The organism is Mycetocola reblochoni REB411, from assembly GCF_900163835.1.
Taxonomy (GTDB): domain Bacteria; phylum Actinomycetota; class Actinomycetes; order Actinomycetales; family Microbacteriaceae; genus Mycetocola_B; species Mycetocola_B reblochoni.
In genome coordinates this window covers 47,688-67,623 of the sequence record NZ_FUKR01000072.1, presented here as the reverse complement: position 1 = coordinate 67,623, position 19,936 = coordinate 47,688, and the positions used below count along the sequence as shown (strand labels likewise).

At 72.9% G+C, this 19,936-nt stretch carries 19 protein-coding genes; 10 read left to right on the top strand and 9 right to left on the bottom strand.

Going from position 1 to position 19,936, the window contains the following annotated elements; translation table 11 throughout:
• A partial coding sequence (locus FM119_RS12605) for a sensor histidine kinase (protein ID WP_143822718.1) occupies positions 1–1,008 on the bottom strand: 1,008 nt, incomplete at its 3' end.
• A 301-nt stretch (positions 1,009–1,309) separates the two neighbouring features.
• Here FM119_RS12605 and FM119_RS12600 point away from each other — a divergent pair.
• Positions 1,310–1,894, top strand: coding sequence for a hypothetical protein (locus FM119_RS12600; protein WP_143822717.1), 585 nt, complete (start codon positions 1,310–1,312; stop codon positions 1,892–1,894).
• Between the two features lie 79 nt (positions 1,895–1,973).
• Here the strand turns inward: FM119_RS12600 and FM119_RS12595 are convergent, their stop codons facing one another.
• On the bottom strand, positions 1,974–2,807 hold the full coding sequence (locus tag FM119_RS12595; RefSeq protein WP_087138505.1) for an SDR family oxidoreductase: 834 nt from the start codon (positions 2,805–2,807) through the stop codon (positions 1,974–1,976).
• A gap of 122 nt (positions 2,808–2,929) precedes the next feature.
• On the opposite strand from FM119_RS12595, the gene FM119_RS12590 reads away from it, so the two are divergent.
• From FM119_RS12590 to FM119_RS12570, 5 genes are all read left to right on the top strand, one after another.
• Positions 2,930–3,511: a TetR/AcrR family transcriptional regulator gene (locus tag FM119_RS12590; RefSeq protein WP_087138504.1), complete on the top strand. Its 582-nt coding sequence runs from the start codon at positions 2,930–2,932 to the stop codon at positions 3,509–3,511.
• 142 nt (positions 3,512–3,653) lie between these two features.
• Positions 3,654–5,192 (top strand): MFS transporter, encoded by a 1,539-nt coding sequence (locus FM119_RS12585; protein WP_087138503.1) that lies wholly within the window; start codon positions 3,654–3,656, stop codon positions 5,190–5,192.
• Between the two features lie 236 nt (positions 5,193–5,428).
• On the top strand, positions 5,429–5,614 hold the full coding sequence (locus FM119_RS12580) for a hypothetical protein (RefSeq protein WP_143822716.1): 186 nt from the start codon (positions 5,429–5,431) through the stop codon (positions 5,612–5,614).
• 148 nt (positions 5,615–5,762) lie between these two features.
• Positions 5,763–6,794 (top strand): TerC family protein, encoded by a 1,032-nt coding sequence (locus FM119_RS12575; protein ID WP_087138501.1) that lies wholly within the window; start codon positions 5,763–5,765, stop codon positions 6,792–6,794.
• A gap of 117 nt (positions 6,795–6,911) precedes the next feature.
• Complete coding sequence (locus FM119_RS12570; protein ID WP_143822715.1) at positions 6,912–7,427, top strand: hypothetical protein; 516 nt, start codon at positions 6,912–6,914, stop codon at positions 7,425–7,427.
• Positions 7,428–7,475: 48 nt separating this feature from the next.
• Here the strand turns inward: FM119_RS12570 and FM119_RS12565 are convergent, their stop codons facing one another.
• Positions 7,476–8,087 carry a TetR/AcrR family transcriptional regulator gene (locus tag FM119_RS12565; protein WP_087138499.1) on the bottom strand — a complete coding sequence of 204 codons (612 nt, stop codon included), beginning with the start codon at positions 8,085–8,087 and terminating at the stop codon, positions 7,476–7,478.
• A gap of 153 nt (positions 8,088–8,240) precedes the next feature.
• On the opposite strand from FM119_RS12565, the gene FM119_RS12560 reads away from it, so the two are divergent.
• Together FM119_RS12560 and FM119_RS12555 are read left to right on the top strand one after the other, a co-directional pair.
• The gene (locus tag FM119_RS12560) at positions 8,241–9,419 is read left to right on the top strand and encodes an ornithine cyclodeaminase family protein (RefSeq protein ID WP_087138498.1); all 1,179 of its coding nucleotides are present in this window, start codon (positions 8,241–8,243) and stop codon (positions 9,417–9,419) included.
• The gene (locus FM119_RS12555; RefSeq protein WP_087138497.1) at positions 9,416–10,600 is read left to right on the top strand and encodes an FAD-dependent oxidoreductase; all 1,185 of its coding nucleotides are present in this window, start codon (positions 9,416–9,418) and stop codon (positions 10,598–10,600) included. The genes FM119_RS12560 and FM119_RS12555 overlap by 4 nt, the downstream gene beginning before the upstream one ends.
• Positions 10,601–10,628: 28 nt before the next feature.
• Here the strand turns inward: FM119_RS12555 and FM119_RS12550 are convergent, their stop codons facing one another.
• From FM119_RS12550 to FM119_RS12530, 5 genes are read right to left on the bottom strand one after another with little or no spacing between them, the layout of a single operon-like run.
• Positions 10,629–12,107, bottom strand: coding sequence for an aldehyde dehydrogenase family protein (locus FM119_RS12550; RefSeq protein ID WP_087138496.1), 1,479 nt, complete (start codon positions 12,105–12,107; stop codon positions 10,629–10,631).
• Entirely contained in the window at positions 12,104–13,387 is a 1,284-nt protein-coding gene (locus tag FM119_RS12545; protein ID WP_087138495.1) for a M20 family metallopeptidase, read from the bottom strand. Before FM119_RS12545 ends, FM119_RS12550 begins: the two co-directional genes overlap by 4 nt.
• Positions 13,380–14,048 (bottom strand): DUF1028 domain-containing protein, encoded by a 669-nt coding sequence (locus FM119_RS12540; RefSeq protein WP_087138494.1) that lies wholly within the window; start codon positions 14,046–14,048, stop codon positions 13,380–13,382. Before FM119_RS12540 ends, FM119_RS12545 begins: the two co-directional genes overlap by 8 nt.
• On the bottom strand, positions 14,045–14,482 hold the full coding sequence (locus FM119_RS12535) for a RidA family protein (protein ID WP_087138493.1): 438 nt from the start codon (positions 14,480–14,482) through the stop codon (positions 14,045–14,047). The genes FM119_RS12540 and FM119_RS12535 overlap by 4 nt, the downstream gene beginning before the upstream one ends.
• Entirely contained in the window at positions 14,479–15,825 is a 1,347-nt protein-coding gene (locus FM119_RS12530) for a flavin-containing monooxygenase (RefSeq protein ID WP_087138492.1), read from the bottom strand. The genes FM119_RS12535 and FM119_RS12530 overlap by 4 nt, the downstream gene beginning before the upstream one ends.
• Positions 15,826–15,987: 162 nt before the next feature.
• Between FM119_RS12530 and FM119_RS12525 the strand changes: the two genes are divergently transcribed.
• Complete coding sequence (locus tag FM119_RS12525) at positions 15,988–16,938, top strand: LysR family transcriptional regulator (protein WP_087138491.1); 951 nt, start codon at positions 15,988–15,990, stop codon at positions 16,936–16,938.
• An 82-nt stretch (positions 16,939–17,020) separates the two neighbouring features.
• Here the strand turns inward: FM119_RS12525 and FM119_RS12520 are convergent, their stop codons facing one another.
• Positions 17,021–18,688 carry an amidohydrolase gene (locus tag FM119_RS12520; RefSeq protein WP_218778784.1) on the bottom strand — a complete coding sequence of 556 codons (1,668 nt, stop codon included), beginning with the start codon at positions 18,686–18,688 and terminating at the stop codon, positions 17,021–17,023.
• Positions 18,689–18,898: 210 nt separating this feature from the next.
• Here FM119_RS12520 and FM119_RS12515 point away from each other — a divergent pair, with 210 nt between their 5' ends.
• The gene (locus tag FM119_RS12515) at positions 18,899–19,912 is read left to right on the top strand and encodes an ABC transporter substrate-binding protein (RefSeq protein ID WP_087138489.1); all 1,014 of its coding nucleotides are present in this window, start codon (positions 18,899–18,901) and stop codon (positions 19,910–19,912) included.
• Positions 19,913–19,936 lie beyond the last annotated feature (24 nt).

The following is a 19,936-nucleotide window of genomic DNA, read 5'->3' as shown; positions in this document are numbered from 1 at the left end:
CGCCGCGCGCACGTTCACGAGCTGCACCTCGACGCCGTCGGGGGCGTAGCCGACCGCGAGCGAGATCGTCCCCCTGCCGTGCTTCGCCGCGTTCGTCAGGCCCTCCTGGACGATCCGGTACAGCGCGGCCGCGCTCTCCGGAGCGAGGGGTGTGGCGTCCCCCTCCACCCGCCAGTCGATGTCCATCCCGGCCTCGCGCGAGGCGGCCACGAGGTCGTCGAGGGAGCGGGGCGCACGGCCGGGGGCGTGCTGCTCGTCGCCCACGCGGAGGATCGCCAGGATGTGCTGCGTCTCCGCGAGGACCGCCTGGAGCGAGGCTCGGGTGGCCCGCAGATGCTCGAGCGACCGCTCGGCGTCCCCGGGCAGGGCCACCTCGGCGGCACCCAGGTGCATGCTGGCGACGGCGACCTCGTGGCCGACCGAGTCGTGCAGCTCGCGCGCGATGCGCAGGCGCTCCTCGGCGACGCCCCGCTGGACGGCGGTCGTCCTGGACGCCTCGGCGTCACGCAGTCGCGCGTCCGCGACCTGGCGGTAGCGCAGGTTGCCCCTGATCGCGCTGGCCCCTGCCGTGGCGACGAGCGCGGCGAAGGCGGCGACGGAGGCGCTCGCGTTGACGTTCACGTCGACCGTGCCGACCCCCCACGCGGCGGAGGCGAAGTTGGACACGGTGACGATCACGCCACCGGCGAGCGGGGAGCAGCCGCGGAGCACGACGATGAAGACCGCGAAGCAGGCTATCGACCAGAACCCCGTCGACTCGGTTCCGGCGAGCACGGCCACGGGGGCGGCCGCGGCGACGAGGACGAGACCGGGGATCGGACGCGACAGGGAGAGCGCCGTCCCTGCGGCGGACAGCCCCGTCGCGAGGTAGGCCAGCGGCGGGCCCTGCGCGGCGGCCGTGGTGGCGACGCTGACGATGAGGGACACGGCGATGATGGCCAGCACCGTGCGGGTCAGCACCCGGGGCAGTCGCTCCCAGGCGGGCGGCCGCGCCGGCGCGGCGGTCATCGTCGCCCCCCGCGGCGGACGGCGGGCGCGCCGGTGGTGCCGCGCGCGCGGCTGTCCTGTTCCCTGGAGTTCGTCATCGTCACGATGGTGCGTGCCATCCTCCTCGGCCGGCGACCGGCGCGCCGGTCACGGCCCGGGGATACTCCCGATGCAGTACGCCGCCCGCGTCGGCGGGACCACGCGCACGGTCCGCGCCGTCACGAGGATGGATCGCATCAGCCCGCACGACCGGGCCGTCGCGGACGCGGCGGGCGGGGATGCGGAGCCCGGACGGACCGGGCGATCTCGAGGAGGACACCCCATGACCATCGACAACACCACTGCCGGAACGACCGCGGAGAGCGCCGCACAGCCGTTCGTCGCGTACGAGTACTCCGCGGTCACGGCCCCGCGCGGTGCCGAGCCGCTGTACCAGGACGTCTACCGGGGCCTGGGCTGGTCCGTCGAGCGGGTCGAGGTCCCTGACCCGGTCCGCGCGCTCCCGCTCACGCCCTCGATCCGTCCCGGCTCCGTGACGCTGCGGATCAAGCGCGACCGCGGCATCCGCAACCGGCTGCTGCTGACGGAGCTGCAGCGCAAGGCGGAGGCCAGGCTCGCGTCCATCGACCGGCTCAGCCGGTCCACCGGGGCTCGGGCGCTCGCCGTCGCCATCGGTTTCGGCATCGTCGGCTCGGCCCTGCTCGCGGGGTCGGTCTTCACCCTCGACGCCGGTCTGGTCGTCGTCTCGATCGCCCTGGGCGCGGCGGGCCTGCTGTGCTGGCTCGGCGGTTTCGTCGGACACCGCCTGGTGTCGGGCCGGCGCGCCGCGGCCGTCGCGCCGGAGCTGGACCGTGAGCACGACGCGCTCTCCGAGGTGATGGCCCAGGCGGCACGGCTGCTCGGCTGAGCGGGCGGGACGCCGGATCGCCCCCACCGGTTCGGGGAGCGCGGGCGATCCGGGCGCGGGCATCGGGGCCGCCCCGTTCTCAGCGACCGGGGAGCGGGACGCGACCGGTCTGGACGGCCGCCACGTTTCCGCCGTCGACGAGGAGGTCGATGCCGGTGATGTAGCTGGCCTGCGGGCCGACGAGGAACGTGACCGCGTCGGCGATGTCGCTCGGCGTGCCGATTCGGCCGGTCCCTGAGTTCTCCACCATCGCGCGCATGAACGCGCCGGAGGGGGTCCCGAGTTCCTGTCTGCCCATCGCCGTCGAGATGACACCGGGGCTGACCGAGTTGACCCGTGCGCCCTTCGCGCCCCAGAGTGCGCTGGCCTCCTGCACCTGGAGCCGGTTGGCACGCTTGGACTTCCCGTAGGCCATGCCGGGGCTGCCGAGCGCCTCGGGCGAGAACGCGTCGAGGGCGAGCAGCCCGTCCGCAGGCGTGGTGCGGATCTGCTGCTCCTGCTCAGGCGTGAAACCGGGGGAGATGTAGCCGGACGAGCTCGAGATGACCACCCCGGCCGCGCCGGGGGCGAGCACCTCGGCGAACTCCTCCAGCACGAGGGCGACGCCGACGAGGTCGACGCGCAGGATCGCCTCGATGGGGGCCTGCGCGGGGGAGAGCCCCGCCGTGTCGACGACGGTGGTGACGGGGCCGTGCGTCGCGGCCGTCTGCGCGAGCGCCCTGACGGACGCGCGGGAGGAGACGTCGACCTGCTGGGTGACGACGTCGAAGCCGTCGACGGTGAGGCTCTCGGCCAGCGTGGCCAGCAGCGTCTCGTTGAAGTCGGCGAGAACGGTGGTCCTGCCGGGCGCGAGTCGCCTCGCGATGGTCTCCCCCATCCCTCCGACGCCGATGACGACGAGTACGTCGCTCATGAGATCTCCTTTGTTCCCTGACGGCGGGTGCGAGCCCGCGCACTAATACGAGACGTTCGTCTCGTATTAGTGACGATACACGGTGACGGGGCGGGGTGCCGTCGATTGGTAGCGTTGCCCCGATGGCAGATCGCAGACCGGGACGCCCGCGGAGCATCGACGCGATGCGGTCCGCGCTCGAGGCGACCGAGCGCATCCTCGACGAGGTCGGCTACGACGCGCTCACGATGACGGCGGTCGCCGCACGCGCCGGCGTCGGCAAGCAGACGCTGTACCGCTGGTGGCCCTCCAAGCACGCCCTCGTCGCCGAGTGCGTGCTCGCGGGAGCCCTGCCGGTGGCGGCGATCCTCCCTGTGTCGACCGGCCACGCGGCCGACGACCTCCGTCAGTGGTGGCGGAGCACCCGTGCGGCGCTCGACGACGACCGGCACCGCGCCGTCTTCCGGGCGTTGTCCACCGCCGCCCTCTCCGAGCCGGACGCGGCCGAGCGCCTCGACCGCCAGCTCGGCGGGCCCATCGAGCAGGCGCTCGCCGCCGTGCTCGCCGACGGCGCCGCCAGCGGGGAGCTCCGCGCGGAGCTCGACATCGCGGCGACCGTTCGGCTGCTGATGGGGGCGCTCGTCCTCGCACTCGTGACGGGAAGGGACGGCGCGCTCGACGACGCGGTGCTGGACACCGTGCTCGACGGCGCCCGCGTCCGCTGAGCCGCCCCTGACGGCCTCCCGTGGTGACGGCGGCCGGGGTACTCCAGGCGCAGTATCGCGCGCGCTTCGGCTGGAGGACCCCCGTGGGCCGGACGAGGCGAGGATCGAGAGCGACCAGCCGATCCGAGCAGAAGGACCCCCCATGCCATCACCGCAGGCGACCGACGCCGCCCCCGGAATCCCCGCCGCCCCGGGAGGCCTCCCCGAGATCGGTCTTCCCCCGCGCGGCGCGACCCGCACACGCCCCCGCGACCGTCGCCGACCGCCGGCGGCCATCGTGGCGGTCCTCGCCCTGACCGGCATCATCGCCGCGGGCATGCAGACGCTCATCGTCCCCCTGATCGGGCAGCTGCCCGTGATCCTCGGCTCACCCGCGGACGAGACCGCGTGGGCGGTGACCGCGACGCTGCTCGCCTCGGCGGTGAGCGTCCCCGTCGCCGGGCGCCTCGGGGACATGTACGGCACGCGGCCCCTGATCGTGGCGAGCCTCGTCCCCCTCATCATCGGCTCCGTGCTCTGCGCTCTCGCCGGCGGGCTGCCGATGATGGTCGCGGGTCGCGCCGTCCAGGGGCTTCGCATGGGCGTCATCCCGCTCGGTATCAGCCTGCTCCGTCAGGTGCTGCCGCGGGAGAGGGTCGGCTCGGCCGTCGCCACGATGAGCGCCTCGATGGGCGTCGGCGGCGCCGTCGCGCTGCCGCTCGCCGCGGGCATCGCGGAGTTCGGCAGCTGGCGCGCCATGTTCCTGGTGTTCGCGGCGCTGGCGGCTGTCGCCCTCGTCGGCGTGCTCGTGCTCGTCCCCCCGGTCAGGCGTGCCCCGCGACCGGGTGAACGGTTCGACGCGCTCGGGGCCGCGCTGCTGGCGGGAACGCTGCTGTGCGGGCTCGTCCTCGTCTCGAAGGGAGCCGCATGGGGCTGGACAGGCGAGCGCGTCATCGGGCTGGGGGCGATGACCGCGCTGCTCGGCGTGCTCTGGGCCATCCAGCAGCTGCGCTCCGCGAGCCCCCTGGTGCGGCTCAGCACGCTCGGCACGCGTCAGGTGGCGGTCACCAACATCGCCTCGGTGCTGCTCGGCTTCGCGATGTACGCTCAGTCGCTCACCGTGCCGCAACTTCTCCAGCTTCCCGTCTCGACAGGACACGGGCTCGGCCAGTCGATGCTCCAGATGGCGCTGTGGCTGGTGCCGGGCGGGCTCGCCATGATGATCGTCTCGCCGCTCGGCGCCCGCCTGACGGCCGCGCGCGGGCCGAAGACGACGCTCGTCTCCGGAGCGCTCGTCGTCGCCGCCGGGTACGGGCTCGCACTGCCGCTGGCCGGATCGGCCGTGGGCCTCATGGCGGCCGTGATCGTGATCAGCTCCGGCGTCGGCCTGGCCTACGGTGCGATCCCCCTGCTGATCATGGGTGCGGTGCCCGAGCAGGAGACGGCGGCGGCGAACGCCTTCAACACGCTCGTGCGCTCCGTCGGGACGAGCATCGCCTCCGCCGTCATCGGTGCGGTGCTCGCCGGGCTGACCACCCAGCTCGGTGACCACGCGGTTCCGACCATGGCGGGGTTCTCCGTCACCCTCATCGTCGGCGGCGCCGCAGCGTTGCTGGCGGCGGCGGTGGCCGGACTGCTCCCCCGGCCCCGGCGCCGGCGCGCGACCGGAGCGCCTGCGGCGCCCGGCATTTCCCTCCGCTGAGGAGGCCGCCTGGCGCGGGCTCATGACGTCGCGTGGCACCGTGTGACGTCAACCGGCGTCATCCTGTCCCGAACCCCCTCGTGGTGGGTCAGAGTTGCCTCAGGCATCCGGAGCGGGTGAGGGCCGGAGCCGTGCGATCGACGCGGAACGCTCCGGCGTGTCGTCGGTCGCTCGCGGCCGACGACCGTCGAACCGCGATCGGGAGCGGACTCCGACGCGTGGCCGGGGAGGACATCGTGCAGGGACCCAGCGGACACATCATCGCGCAGCTGGCGACGAAGGCGGCCGAAGACGGCTTCGACGGCTTCGTCCTGCTCGTCGAGAACGAGCGAGGCGAGGTCGAGGCGCTGTACGACGAGATCCTCCCCGAGCTGAGGGGCATCTCCCAGGAGCCCCCTCCGCTGCCGCCGCCGACGCGGTGAGCGTGTAAGCTGACTCCGTTCAAGGGGAGTACTCCCACGTCGACGTCCCGTCAGTACGGATGCATCGCTGCATTCCCGGGTCGCCGGTCCCGTCAGCGGGGTGGAGGAGACCTTGGCGTCATCCGCACGCCTACCCCTTGGAGCACCCATGCAGGTCACCCCCCTCGTCTGGCTGATCACGATCGCCGTGACGATCGCGTTCTTCGTCTACGAGTTCTTCGTCCACGTCCGCAAGCCCCACGAGCCGACCATCGCCGAGTCCGCGCGCTGGTCCGTCTTCTACATCAGCCTCGCCCTGCTGTTCGGCGTCGGCATCGGCGTCGTCTCCGGCTGGGGCTACGGCGGGGAGTACTTCGCCGGCTACCTCACCGAGAAGGCCCTCTCCGTCGACAACCTCTTCGTCTTCCTCATCGTCATGACTGGCTTCGCCGTGCCGAAGGCCTACCAGCAGAAGGTGCTGATGATCGGCATCGTCATCGCGCTGATCCTGCGCGGGGGCTTCATCGCGATCGGTGCGACGCTCATCGAGAACCTGTCCTGGATCTTCTACGTCTTCGGCGCCCTGCTGCTCTTCCTCGCCTGGCGTCAGGCCTTCTCCAACCACGAGTCCGACCCGGCCGACTCGGCCCTCATGCGCTTCGTCAAGCGCCACCTCCCTGTCACCGACGACTACCACGGCGACCGGCTCACCGTGAAGCTCGACGGCAAGCGCTTCGTCACGCCGATGCTGCTGACCATCATCGCGATCGGCTTCATCGACCTGGCGTTCGCCGTCGACTCGATCCCCGCGATCTACGGCCTGACCAGCGAGGCGTACATCGTGTTCACCGCCAACGCCTTCGCACTGATGGGCCTGCGTCAGCTGTTCTTCCTCATCGGCGGTCTGCTCGAGCGCCTCGTCTACCTGGCGCAGGGCCTCGCCGTGATCCTCGCGTTCATCGGCGTGAAGCTGCTGTTCCACGCGCTGCACGTCAACGAACTGCCGTTCATCAACGGCGGCAGGGCGGTCGAGTGGGCGCCGGAGATCCCGATCTGGTTCTCGCTGCTGTTCATCGGGGCGACGATCGCGGTGGCGACGGTGGCGAGCCTGATGAAGACGCGCGGCGCCGGGCCGGTCGATGGCTGTGTCCAGGACGAGGACGAGGACGAGGGCGCGGAGGACGGCGCCCGGCGGCACTGACCGGCGGCACTGATCGGGCGGTGCGCCGGCCGTCCCGGCGGCGCACTCCGGCGGTACGGCCGGCCGGGGCCCGCGGCGTGCGCCCGGCCGCCGCGGGCGCGGTCATACGCTGGGACCATGACATCCCTGAGGGCACCGGAGCCCGAGGACCGCGCGGAACGCGCAGCGGTGCTGAAGGAGCGCATCTACCTCATCTTCACCACTCTGGCGGTGACGCTCTCGCTCGCCTCTCACGGCGACCACCTGGCCGCGACCGAGGCCGCCGCCACCCTCGCCATCACCGTGGCGGGGACATTGCTGGCGATCTTCGTGGCCGACATCGTGTCGCACACCAGCGCCCACGAGGCGCTGCCGACGCGTGCCGAGCTGAGGCTGATGATGCGCACCTCCTTCGGGGCGCTGCGGGCGATCACCGTTCCGATCATCTTCTTCGCCGGGTCCGTGCTGGTCGGCTGGGACCTCGATGTGGCGTTCAGGGTGAGCACGATCACGCTCATCGTCGCCCTCGCGGTCGTCGCGCGCTCGGCGCTCAGGCGGACGACCCTGTCACCCGGCAGGCGACTGCTCGTGCTCCTCGCCGAGAGCGCGGTGGGGATCGCGGTGGTTCTTCTCGAGGTGCTCGCGCACGGCTGAGGCCGTCGCGGGCCCGGGGTTCCGCGGAGAACCGGCTGCCGCACGGCGTCAGTCCGCGCGCACGGCCCCGTCCCGCACGACGTCCCTGATGGCGAGCATCGCCCGCTGCAGCCGGGGGTCGTCGGTGTCGCGGAAGGTGACGCTCTGCAGCACGATCCCGTCGATGGCCGCGGTCACCGCGTCGAGGACGGCGTCGTCCGGCCGGAGGTACCCCGCCTGCTCGTAGGCACGCGCGGCGAACTCGGCGTAGCCGCGGTACAGCCGCTCCGAGAGCGGCCGCAGCTCCTGCTCGCGCCGTGCGGCGAGGTGCACCTCGTACTCGAAGACCTGGATCTCCTGCACGTCGCGAATCCAGGAGGTCAGCTCCGCCCCGCTCGCGGGCGGCTCGCGCAGCAGGAGGGCCACCGGGTCGACGACGAGGCTCCGCTCCAGCACGGCGTCGAGGGTCGCCGCGAGCAGGGCCGTCGTCGAGCCGAAGTAGTGGCCGATGAGCCCGTGGGCGACACCGGCCTCGGCCGCGACCGAGCGGTGGGACAGCCCGCGCATGCCGCGGCGGGCGACGACGCGGACGGTCGCGCCGATGAGCTCGCCCCTCGCCTCGCCGTAGGCGGGTTTGGCCTGCGCCGTCCGAGTCGGCGGAGGGCTCGTCGTGGGGGTCATGCGGCAACGCTACCGTTCCGTGCGACGCCGATACGCGATGGAAACACGACCGTCGTCGCACCGAAATCGGACGACTGTACAAATTGAGGGACGGGGTGCGACCCCGCCCGGAGGCCACGCCGCCGGGACACGACGACGCGGATCGGAGCACGAATGAGCCAGACATCCCCCGGCACGGCGGAGGCCGCCACCGCCACCCCGTCGACGCGGATCGACTTCCGCTACCTCTCCGAACCCGACATGGTCGCCGCGGGGGTGACCGACATGGCCGCCTGCGTCGACACGATGGAGGACATGTTCCGGCTGCTGCACAGCGGCGACTACCGGATGGCGGGGAGCAACAACAACTCCCACGGCGCGATGGTCGTGTTCCCCGACGATTCCCCGTTCCCCGAGATGCCAGCCAACACCGACGACCGCCGCTTCATGGCCATGCCCGCGTACCTCGGCGGCTCCTTCCGCACCGCGGGCGTCAAGTGGTACGGCTCCAACATCGACAACAGGACGAAGGGGCTGCCGCGCTCCATCCTCATGTTCACGCTCACCGACACCGACACCGGGGCGCCGCTGGCGTTCATGTCGGCCAACCTGCTCTCCGCGTACCGCACCGGGGCGGTCCCCGGCGTCGGCGCTCGCCACCTGGCCAGGGCGGACGCCCGCACGGTCGGCATCGTCGGCCCCGGCGTCATGGCGCGCACCTCGCTGAGCGCCTTCGTCGTCGCGCGGCCGGGGATCGACACGGTCGTCGTCAAGGGACGGAGCGCGGCCGGCCTTACGGCCTTCACCGCGTGGATCGCCGAGGAGCACCCGCAGATCACCGCCGTGCGCGTCGTCGACACGATCGAGGAGGTCGTCAGGGCGGGCGACATCGTCACCTTCTGCACCTCCGGCGGGCAGGGCGACGCGGGGAGCTACCCGACCGTGCGCCGCGAGTGGCTGCGTCCCGGCGCCTTCCTCAGCATGCCCTCGGCGTGCAACATCGACGACGCCCTGTGCGCGCCCGAGGTGCGCAAGGTCGTCGACAACCGCGGGCTCTACGAGGCGTGGGCGGAGGAGCTGCCCGCCCCGGCCCACAGCGAGATCCCCATCATCGGCTGCAAGTTCTTCGACCTCGTGGGGGAGGGGGTGCTCGACCGCGACGACGTCGAGGACCTCGCCGACATCGTCGCGGGCGCCAGGCCCGGCAGGCGTGACGACGACGAGATCGTGATCCTGTCCGTCGGCGGCATGCCGGTGGAGGACGTGGCGTGGGGGACCGCGGTGTACCGCAGGGCGGTCGAGGCGGGCATCGGCACCGTGCTCAACCTCTGGGAGAGGCCGGTGCTGGCATGAGCGCGGTCATCGAGGAGGTCGACGTCGCCGTCGTTGGCGTCGGGACGATGGGCGCGATGGCGCTCTGGCGGCTGAGCCGCATGCGCCGCCCGGACGGCTCGCCCGTCAGGGCCCTCGGCATCGAGCAGTTCGGCGGCGTGCACAGCCACGGCGCCTTCAGCGGTGAGTCCCGGCTGTTTCGCGCCGCCGCGAAGGAGGGGCGGCTGTTCACCCCGGCGCTGCTGGAGTCGCGGGACGCCTGGACGGAGCTCGGCCGCCTCTCCGGCCGGCCGCTGCTGCTGCCCTCCGGCGTGCTCAGCGTCGCCCCCTCGGGCCACCCCGACGTGGCCGCGACCCGCGCGGCCATCGACGACCACGCTCTGCCGTTCCGGGAGCTCGACGCCGAGCAGCTGCGCCGCGAGTACCCGCAGTTCCACGTCGAGGACGACGACGCCGGCCTGCTCGACGTGCTCGGCGGCGCGCTCCGTCCGGAGGCCGCCGTCTACACCGCCGTGGAGCAGGCGCTCGCCGGCGGCGCCCGCGTCCGCCACAACACGACCGTCACGGCCATCGACCCCGCCGACGACACCGTCACGATCGTGACGACGGACGGGGTGGTCCGCGCGGGACGCGTCATCGTCACGGCGGGGGCGTGGACGGCCCAGCTGCTTCCGGAGCTGTCCGATCTCATGGTCGTCACCCTGTACGGCCTCAGCTGGTTCATCCCCCGCGACATCGCCGCGTTCATGCCCGACCGCTTCCCCGGCTTCATGCGTGACCTCGGCGGTGTCCACGCCTTCGGCGCGCCCAGCATCGACGGCTACAGCGTCAAGGTCTCGCCGCACCTGGACGCGGAGGGGCTGGAGCTCGGCCACCCGGCGACGGTCGACGAGGCGCCGCGCGAGCTCAGCCGGGCGCAGCTGCGCTGGATGGGGGAGCGGGCGAGAGAGATGTTCCCCTCGCTCGACGCCGAGCCGGTGCGCTGGTCGGTGCACCCGGACGCCGAGACGCGCGACCACCGGCCCGTCATCGACACGCTCGCCGACGGGAGGATCGTCGTCGCGAGCGGGATGTCGGGCAACGGCTTCAAGCTCGCCCCCGCCTACGGGCGGATGGCGGCGGAGCTGGCGGTCCAGGGGGCGAGCGCCGGGGTGCACGAGGAGTTCTCCCTGGCGCACCACCGCCGCTCGGCCGCCGGCTGAGCGGCGCCCTGCCGGCGGCCCGCATCCGCTACGCGCCCGCGAACCAGGTGGTCTTCAGCGCCGTGTAGTTGTCGAGCGCGTGCAGCGACAGGTCACGGCCGAAGCCGGACTGCTTCACCCCGCCGAACGGCGTCGTGACGTCGAGCGCGTCGACGGTGTTCACCGACACCGTGCCCGCGCGCAGGGCGGGGGCGACGCGCTGGGCGCGGCGGATGCTCGAGGTGAACACGCTCGCGGCCAGCCCGTACTCGCTCGCGTTCGCGCGCGCGACGGCCTCCTCCTCGGTGTCGAAGGCGGCGATCGCCAGCACAGGCCCGAAGATCTCCTCGCGCATGATGCGGGCGTCGTCGGGCACGGAGCCGAACACGGTGGGGGCCAGGAAGAAGCCGTCGCCCGGCAGTGCGTCGCCGCCGAGGAGCAGCTCGGCCTCGTCCCTGCCGGAGGCGATGTGGGCGGCGACCCGGTCGCGCTGCCTGGCGCTGACGAGGGGGCCCATCCGGGTGGCCTCGTCGAGCGGGTCGCCGACGGTGAGCGCCGCGGCGCGCTCCAGGACGCGCTCGGTGAGCCCGTCGAGGATGCCGCGCTGGACGAGCAGACGCGAGTTCGCCGAGCAGACCTGTCCCGCGCAGCCGAAGATGCCGCCGATGACGGCGTCGGCGACGGCGTCGAGGTCGTCCGCGTCGTCGAAGACGAGGTTGGCGCTCTTGCCGCCGCACTCCAGCCAGACGGGCCGGATACTGCCCCGCGAGGCGTACTCGAGGAACCGCGAGCCGACCGCGGTCGAGCCGGTGAAGGCGATCACGTCGACGTCGGGGTGCAGGCCGAGGGCGGCGCCGGCCTCGACGCCGAAGCCGGTGACGACGTTGAGCACGCCGTCGGGCAGCCCGGCGGCCGAGGCGATCTCTGCCAGGCGCAGCGCCGACAGCGGGCTCTCCTCCGCCGGCTTCAGCACGACGCTGTTGCCCGCGGCCAGCGCGGGGGCGATCTTCCAGATCGCCGTCTCCAGCGGGTAGTTCCAGGGCACGACGGCCCCGACCACGCCGAGCGGCTCCCGCGTGATGATGGCCAGGTCCGGCGAGGCGACGGGGGCGACCTGGCCGTACAGCTTGTCGGTCGCCTCCGCGTACCACTGCAGGATCGCGGCGCTGCCGGGGACGTCGACCTGACGTGTCGCGGTGATCAGCTTGCCGCCGTCGATGCTGTCCAGCAGCGCCAGCTCGTCGGCGTGGGATCGGATGCCGTCCGCGACGGCGAGCAGCACGCGCTTGCGCTCGGCCGGGGCCGCCAGGGACCAGTCGCCGCGCTCGAACGCGCGGCGCGCGGCGCGGACGGCCCGGTCGACGTCCTCGGCGTCCCCGCGCGCGACCGCGGCGATGACCCTGCCCGTGGCGGGGTCGACAGTGTCGAAGCGCTCTCCGCTCGCGGCCGGCTGGAACCCCCCGTCGATGAACAGCTCGGTCCGCGGCGTGATCGCGGCCGCGCGGGCGTGCCAGTCGGCTGCCGTCATGGGGTGCTCCTCGGTGTCGATGCGGGGTCTGGTGTTGGTGTCGTCGTCTGTGCCGGCGTCCTCGGCTCCAGTGTCGTCGATGTCGGTGCGGCCGGCACCGTTCCGCTCGCCGCGCGGACGGCGTCGTCGATGACGGTCTGGGCGAGCGCCACGGCGCCGTCGAGCGCGGCGCGCTCGGCCTCGGGCGTGCCCGCCGCCTCCGCGAAGGCGGCCTGGTGGTTGCTCGCCGTCGACGTGCCGATGCTCAGGTACGGGTGGATCGCGCGGACGCGCAGCGAGACGTTGCCCATGTCGGTCGAGGCGGTGTTCATGCCGCCCGCGTGCCGCTCCGCCAGGTCCATGTCGCGGCCGAGCGCAGCGGCGTGCGCGGCGAAGTCGGCCAGCAGCGCCTCGTCGTTGCGGAACTCGGAGTACCGTCCGCTGGTCTCGGTGATCCGCACCGTGCAGCCGGTGGCGAGCGCTCCGGCCTCGAAGCACGCGGTCACGCGGGGGAACAGCGCGTCCAGCTCGGCGAGCGTCGACGCGCGGACGTACCAGCTCGCCCGCGCGCGGCCGGGGATCGCGTTGGGGGCGGTCCCCGCCTCGCGCACGATGCCGTGCACGCGGACGCCGTCGGGCAGCTGCTGGCGGAGCAGCCCGATCGCGACCTGGGCGATGAGGGCGGCGTCCGCCGCGTTGACGCCGCGCTCGGGGTAGGCCGCCGCGTGCGCCTCCGCACCGGTGTACTCCACATCGACATGCGCGACCGCCCGGGGCCTGGCGTAGCCGGAGTCGTTCGGGCCGGGGTGCACCATGAGCGCGGCGTCGACGTCGTCGAACACGCCGGCGTCGAGCATCAGGATCTTGCCCCCTCCGCCCTCCTCCGCCGGGGTGCCGTAGACGCGCACCGTGAGGCCGAGCTCGTCGGCGAGCGGGGCGAGCGCGAGGGCGGCCCCCACCGCGCTCGCGGCGATGAGGTTGTGCCCGCAGGCGTGGCCGAGGCCAGGCAGCGCGTCGTACTCGGCCACCAGTGCGACGGTCCGTTCCCCGTGACCGGTGCTCGCGACGAACGCCGTCTCCAGCTCTGCGGTCCCGCGCTCGACGGAGAACCCGGCCGACGACAGCACCGCCGTGATCGCCTCGACGGCCCTGTGCTCCTGCCAGGCGGTCTCCGGCTCGGCGTGCAGGGCGCGGCTGAGCGCGACGACGCGGTCCTCGTTCGCCGCGACCGCGTCGCGGGCGGCCGCGAGCAGGCGGTCGCGCTGCGACCCGTCGGCCGGCGGGGCGGCGGCGTCACTCATCGCCGGGGACCCCGTAGGACGGCGCCGCCTCGGGGGAGAGGGCGCGGGTGAGGTAGGCGTCCTTCTGCGGGAGCCACAGTTCCAGCAGCCGGGCGAGCTCGGTGACGGGGGAGTCGTGGTCGTCGACGCGCAGGTCGGTGACGTTCCACGGGGCATCCGCGACGACGAGCAGCCCTGCGGAGCGCAGCTCGCCGGCCTCGCCGCCCGCAGCGAGCGCCGCGCGGAGGGCGGTTAGCAGTCGGGTCTCGAGCGTGCCGTCGGCGCTGAGGAAGGCGTCGCGCATGGCGGGCAGGACCCCGTCGTTCGCGAGCAGGTTGCCCGCGGCGACGCAACCGTTGCCGACGGCGTCACCGTTGACGCCGAGCGAGCGGGAGCCAGAGTGCACGGCCGCGTCGCCCGCGACGCCGACCGCGGTCAGCTGGCGGAACGCGGCGTGCTCGTCGTCGCCGATCGCCAGGGCGACGGCCCCGGCCGCGTCGGCACCCGCGGCGAGCGCGTCGAGCACGGCCGGTCCGAGGGAGGGGTTGGTGACGTTCTGCGTGGCGGAGGCGCCGACGCCCGCGCGCAGCCAGGCGCAGCGGGAGGCCACGGCGGGGCTCGACGAGGCGATGACGATGCCGAAGGAGCCGTCCTCGTCCCTGGCGGTGAGCGAGACGGTCATCGGGCGTCCTCCCCGTCGGCGCCGTCGCTGATGACGGCGGTCGCGTCGATCTCGACGAGCCACTCCGGCCGCGCCAGCGCCTGCACGACGAGTCCGGTGGAGACGGGGAACACGCCCTCCAGCCAGCGCCCCATCACGCGGTACACCGGTTCGCGGTAGCGGATGTCGGTCAGGTACACGACGACCTTGACGACGTCGGCGAGCCGGGAGCCGGACTCGCGCAGCAGCATGTCGATGTTGGCCATGGCCTTCTCCGCCTGGGCCTCCACGTCGCCGATGCCGACGCTCTCCCTCGTGTCCAGGTCCTGGCCGATCTGGCCGCGCAGGTACACGACCCCTCCCGCGACGACGGCCTGGCACAGGTCGTTGCTGAGGTTCTGCTCGGGGTACGTCTCCGCCGTGTTGAACGGCCGGATGCGGGTGTGCGTCGTCATGCTCGTGTCTCCAGTCCTGCGGTCGTGAGTCCCGCGGTCGAGGGGCGGTAGTCCAGGTAGGAGCGCTGCGTCGCGATGTGCTCGGCGATGTGCTTGGCGTCGTGCCACACGCCCCAGATGAAGCTGGACCCGCGGCGGGACTGCCACGGCAGGCCGAGGAAGTACACGCCCGGCTCGCGTGAGACGCCGCGCAGGTGGTCGGGCCTGCCGTCGGGTGTGAACGCGTCCGCCTCCAGCCAGCTGTAGTCGACCGTGTAGCCGGTCGCCCAGATCACGGTCGTGATGCCGGCGGCGGCGAGGTCGAGTTCGGACAGCGGCTCGGCGACGCAGGCCGGGTCGGCTCCGATGAGGTGGGCCTCGGGCTCCTCCGGCAGGTCGAGGCCGTTGCGCTCCACATAGGCGTCGGCCTCGCGCAGCAGTGACAGATAGTTCTCGTCGCCGCGCGCGATGGTGCGGCGCAGGTCGTCCGCGACGGTCACCACGCCGTCGCGGTAGCCGGTCGTGCGGCCGAGCAGGGTGATCCCCGCGTCGGCGAGCTCCCGGAAGTCGACGGTGCGGCCGCCGTCGGCACCGCTGACCGCGATGGTGACGTGGGAGGCCCCGACGGGCGGGGTGGCCGCGTCCCACTTGTTGAGCACGCCGAGCCACCAGACGAAGTCGCGGTCGCGGTAGCGGCGCGGCGGCCGGTCGTGCGGGCCGACGGAGAGGGCGACCTCGCGGCCGGCCGCGCGCAGCTCCGCCGCGATCTGCACCCCGGACGACCCGGCGCCGACGACGAGGATGCCCCCGGGGGCGAGCTGGCCGGGGTTGCGGTAGTCGTGCGAGTGCAGCTGTGCGACCGGGCCGTCGGCGGGGATCAGCGCGGGGATCACCGGCACCTGGAACGGCCCGGTCGCGGCGACGACGTAGCGCGCCTCGACGGTGCCGGCGCTGGTGGCCACGGTGAAGCCGGGACCCTCGGCGTTGCGCGTGACGCGGAGCACCTCGACGCCGGTGACGACGGGCAGGCCGAACTCTTCGACGTAGGCGGTGAAGTACGCGGCGACGTCGTCCTTCGCGACGAAGTCGTCGGGGCCCGCGCCGGGGATCGGCATGCCGGGGAAGCGGTCGTGCCAGGCAGGTCCGTTCGCCACGAGGCTGTCCCAGCGGCGGGTGCGCCACGCCTCGGCGATGCGGTCGCGCTCGAGCACGACGTGCGCGATGCCACGGGAGGCGAGGTGCTCGCTCATCGCCACGCCGGCCTGGCCTCCGCCGACGACGACGACCTCGGTGCGCTCGGGCAGGCGCTCGACGGCGTCCGCCGCGGGACGGTCGGGGGCGGTGGGGGAGGACGGAGCTGTCATGGTCGGGCCTGCTGCTTTCCGTGGGGTGCCTGGGGGGAACCCTTCGAGTGTCGGGAGCGCGCCGGGGGCAAAGCAAATAGTCGGAGGCGACATTCGGTATCGGATAATCTGATGTAAAGCGCGATAAATATCGCCGAAACACATTCGAAATACGGAGATCCGATGCGCACCCCCGGCCGGAACGACATTTCCCTCACCCAGCTGCGGTACTTCGTCGCCGCGGCGGAGAACGCGAGCATGACCTGGGCCGCCGACGAGCTGTTCGTCGCCCAGTCGGCCGTGTCGACCGCGATCTCCAACCTCGAGGCGAGCGTCGGCGTCCAGCTGCTCATCCGGCGCAGGGCGAAGGGCCTCCAGCTGACCGCCGCCGGTGCCGACTTCCTGGCCAGGGCGCGCGGCATCCTCAGCTCCGTCGACGACGCCGTCAGCGTGCTGCGCCCGGAGAACACCGCCGGACGGATCAGCATCGGCTGCTTCCGCACCCTCGCCCCGTTCTACCTGCCGCCGATCATCAGCGCGCTCGCCGACGAGCACCCCGAGCTGCAGGTGGACGTCGCCGAGATGAGCGCCGACATGGTGGGGCCCGCGCTGGCGGAGCAGTCGATCGAGCTGGCGCTGAGCTACGACCTGGGCCTGGGGCCGGAGGTCGAGCAGGAGGTGCTCGCGGAGGTTCCGCTGTACGCCGCCGTCAGCGTCGACCACCCGCTCGCCGCGCGCGAGGAGGTGAGCCTGGCCGAGCTCGCCGAGGAGCCGATGGTGCTCCTGGACATGCCGGTCAGCCGGGACTACTTCCTGCAGTGGTTCAGCCGTGCGGGCGTGCGCCCGCTCGTGCGCTACCGCTTCGCGAGCTTCGAGGCCGTGCGCGCCATGGTCGCCAGCGGCCACGGCTTCACCCTGCTCAACCAGCAGCCCAAGGTCGCCTCGACCTACTCCGGGGCGCAGCTGCACCGGCTCCGGCTGCGCGATGCGATCCCGCCGCTGCGCCTGGTGCTGGCGTCGCAGCGGCGGACGGAGGAGCCGACGTCGAAGGCGAAGCTGTTTGCCGAGCAGTGCCGGCGCACCGCTGCGGCGCTCGCCGTCGACGGCGTCGCCACTGCGCACACCGCGCTCTGAGCCGCGGCCGCGGGTCGTCGGGGTCCTCAGGGACCCGTGTCGCCGGTCCGGTCGTGTCTTCTTCGCCCGCACCCCGGCCGGTTCAGCCCTCGTGGACGACGCGGCCGCCGACCATCGTCAACCGCACGCCCGCGTCCGCGACGGCGTCGACGCTGCTCACGTCCGCGTCGAGGAGCACGAGGTCGGCGACGGCCCCCTCCTCGAGACGACCGCTGACGTGTTCCCGCCCGTTGATGCGCGCGGCCTCCGACAGGTAGGCGTCGAGGGCCACGCCGAGCGGCAGCGCCTCCTCGGCCAGAAGTGGGGTGCGGAACACCTCCTCCCCGATGGCGTGCGGGTCAGCGGCGACGCCCGTCCGGGTCACCGCGGTCGCGACCGACCACAGCGGGTTCGGGTCCGTCACAGGCCAGTCGCTCCCCCCGACGATCCGGGCTCCGGCGCGGTGAAGGGAGCCGAACGGGAAGTGCTGGCGCTCGCGCTCGGGGCCGAGCAGAGGCAGCTTGCGGGTGACGATCTCCTCGTCGGTGCGCGCCCAGAGTCCCGTCACGTTGGCGGTGACGTCGAGCGCGGCGAAACGGGGGACGTCCTCGGGTGCGACGACGTCGAGGTGGGCGATGTGGTGTCGGTTGCCGAGGGGGCCGTTCGCGGCGACGGCGGCCTGGACGGCGTCGAGGCAGCTGCGCACGGCTGCGTCGCCGCAGGCGTGGAAGTGCACCTGGAACCCGGCGGCGTCCAGCGCGGTGGTCAGGCGTGCGAGGTCGTCGGGGGCGATGAAGGTGATGCCCCTGTCGTCGTCGGTTCCGCCGAGCGGGGCGAGCATCCCCGCCGTGTGGTTCTCCACCATGCCGTCCACCATGACCTTGACGGCCCCCGCGTCCAGGCGCTCGCTGCCGGCGAGTCGGTCCCGGGTGGCGAGGAAGTCGTCGATCTGCTCGAGCCCCCTGCCCCTGTCCCACCACAGCGCGAGGCGGACGGAGGCGGTCAGCTCACCCGAGGCGTCGAGCGCCTCGTAGGCGGGCAGCACGTCGGGCCCGAGGTCGGACTCGCCGACCGCGGCGTCCTGCCAGGCGGTGACGCCGACCGCGTGCAGGCGGCGCTGGGCGGCGGCGAGGGCGCGGGGGAGCAGCTCGGGGGTCGGCGGCGGGATCAGGCCGGCGACGAGCCCGACGGCCGCCTCCAGCAGCGTCCCGCTCGGCGTCCCGTCGGCGTCCCGCAGGATCCGGCCGCCGTCGGGGTCCGGCGTCGAGGCGTCGATGCCTGCCGCCCGCAGCGCGGCACTGTTCACCCAGACCCCGTGCGCGTCGTGGCTGCTGAGGATGACCGGCCGGTCGGTGACGGCCTCGTCCAGCTCGGTCGCGCGGGGGAAGCCGCCGTCGAAGACGTCGCCGAACCAGCCCCCTCCGGTGAGGGTGGTCGCGTCGGGGTCGGCGGCGGCGGCGGCGGCGACGAGGTCGAGGTAGGCACTCCGGTCGTGCACGGGGGTGAGGTCGATCGCGAGCAGGTGCGTCCCCGCCAGGACCGGGTGCGCGTGCGCGTCCTGGAAGCCGGGCAGCAGGGTGCCCGCGCCGATGTCGATCACGCGGGCGCCGGGCGGAGGAGCCGTCCCGGGGCCGGCGCTCGCGGCGGCGCCGGTGTCCTCCGGGTCGAGGGTCACCTCCGCGATGCGGTCGTCGACGACGAGCAGTGAGCCGCGCGCGACGCGCCCCGCGCCGAGGTACAGCAGTCCGTTGCGGAAGAGGGTGGCGGGCACGGGGGCTCCGTTCTGACCGGCGCGGTCGGCCGGTTCCGATTCCACGATCCAGCGCCCGTGTTTCAAATAGATTTCGGCGATATTGCGCTGCAATTGCATCTCCAAAATCGATCGTAGAATTCGAGTCTCGTTATTTGCTTCGCCCCGCGGCGGTGCAGATTCTGGGACAACCACGTTCCACCCAGCACCCGTCCTGGAAGGACCCCCGCCATGACCCGAACGACCCCGACCACGATCGCCCGCACCGCAGGGCTCATCGCCGCCAGCGCCGTCCTCATCGCCACGAGCGCCTGCTCCTCCTCCACCCCGAGCGCGGGCGGCAACGCCGATGCCTCCAGCATCGGCATGGGCATCCAGCCCTGGCTCGGCTACGGCCCCTGGTACGTCGCCGAGGAGAAGGGCTACTTCGAGGACGCCGGCGTCGACGTCACCATCACCAACTTCATGAACGACGCCGACATGACGGCCGCCTTCGCCGCCGACCGCATCCAGGTCGCCAACGTCGCCAGCCACACGGCGCTGCAGTTCATCGAGCAGGGCCTCGACGTCAGCATCGTCCTGCTGCTGGACGCCTCGCTCCAGGCCGACGCCATCCTCAGCGACGGCAGCGTCACCGACGTCGCCGACCTCGCGGGAACCAAGATCGCCTTCGAGGAGGGGTCGGTCAGCAACCTGCTGCTCGGCTACGCGCTCAAGGAGAACGGCCTCAGCCTGGACGACATCACCCCGGTACCGATGGACCCGTCCGAGGCGGCCACCGCGCTGCTCGGCGGATCGGTCCCCGTCGCCGTGACCTACGAGCCGTACATCTCCGAGGCCCGTGCGGCGGACGGCAACTTCGAGCCGATCTACACCGCCGCCGAGAACGAGGGCCTCATCAGCGACGTCCTCGTCGTCGACAACGACTACCTCAAGGACAACGGCGACACCGTGCAGAAGGTCGTCGACGCCTGGGGCCCGTCCATCGACTACTACAACTCCGACACCGACGAGGCCAGGGGCATCATCGCCGAGGCCATCGGCAGCGACAAGGCCTCGCTGGACACCGCGTTCGACGGCGTCACCTACTTCGGCCTGGAGGACAACGCCGAGGAGCTCAGCGGCCACTACCTGACGACCGTGCTGCCGAGCGTCCAGGACATCGGCTCCGAGATCGGCATCCTCGAGGGTGGCACCGACCTGGACAGCATCGTCGACCCGAGCTTCGTCGGCGGAAGCAAGTAACCCCACCCATCCCGAAGGCCAAGG

What these genes read in the sequence shown, in the direction of transcription:
- FM119_RS12565 (WP_087138499.1), bottom strand. Translation starts at nt 8,087, where the DNA reads ATGACCCCCACGACGAGCCCTCCGCCGACTCGGACGGCGCAGGCCAAA.
- FM119_RS12590 (WP_087138504.1), top strand. Translation starts at nt 2,930, where the DNA reads ATGGCAGATCGCAGACCGGGACGCCCGCGGAGCATCGACGCGATGCGG.
- FM119_RS12550 (WP_087138496.1), bottom strand. Translation starts at nt 12,107, where the DNA reads ATGACGGCAGCCGACTGGCACGCCCGCGCGGCCGCGATCACGCCGCGG.
- FM119_RS12585 (WP_087138503.1), top strand. Translation starts at nt 3,654, where the DNA reads ATGCCATCACCGCAGGCGACCGACGCCGCCCCCGGAATCCCCGCCGCC.
- FM119_RS12555 (WP_087138497.1), top strand. Translation starts at nt 9,416, where the DNA reads ATGAGCGCGGTCATCGAGGAGGTCGACGTCGCCGTCGTTGGCGTCGGG.
- FM119_RS12545 (WP_087138495.1), bottom strand. Translation starts at nt 13,387, where the DNA reads ATGAGTGACGCCGCCGCCCCGCCGGCCGACGGGTCGCAGCGCGACCGC.
- FM119_RS12525 (WP_087138491.1), top strand. Translation starts at nt 15,988, where the DNA reads ATGCGCACCCCCGGCCGGAACGACATTTCCCTCACCCAGCTGCGGTAC.
- FM119_RS12540 (WP_087138494.1), bottom strand. Translation starts at nt 14,048, where the DNA reads ATGACCGTCTCGCTCACCGCCAGGGACGAGGACGGCTCCTTCGGCATC.
- FM119_RS12515 (WP_087138489.1), top strand. Translation starts at nt 18,899, where the DNA reads ATGACCCGAACGACCCCGACCACGATCGCCCGCACCGCAGGGCTCATC.
- FM119_RS12570 (WP_143822715.1), top strand. Translation starts at nt 6,912, where the DNA reads ATGACATCCCTGAGGGCACCGGAGCCCGAGGACCGCGCGGAACGCGCA.
- FM119_RS12530 (WP_087138492.1), bottom strand. Translation starts at nt 15,825, where the DNA reads ATGACAGCTCCGTCCTCCCCCACCGCCCCCGACCGTCCCGCGGCGGAC.
- FM119_RS12575 (WP_087138501.1), top strand. Translation starts at nt 5,763, where the DNA reads ATGCAGGTCACCCCCCTCGTCTGGCTGATCACGATCGCCGTGACGATC.
- FM119_RS12560 (WP_087138498.1), top strand. Translation starts at nt 8,241, where the DNA reads ATGAGCCAGACATCCCCCGGCACGGCGGAGGCCGCCACCGCCACCCCG.
- FM119_RS12600 (WP_143822717.1), top strand. Translation starts at nt 1,310, where the DNA reads ATGACCATCGACAACACCACTGCCGGAACGACCGCGGAGAGCGCCGCA.
- FM119_RS12535 (WP_087138493.1), bottom strand. Translation starts at nt 14,482, where the DNA reads ATGACGACGCACACCCGCATCCGGCCGTTCAACACGGCGGAGACGTAC.
- FM119_RS12595 (WP_087138505.1), bottom strand. Translation starts at nt 2,807, where the DNA reads ATGAGCGACGTACTCGTCGTCATCGGCGTCGGAGGGATGGGGGAGACC.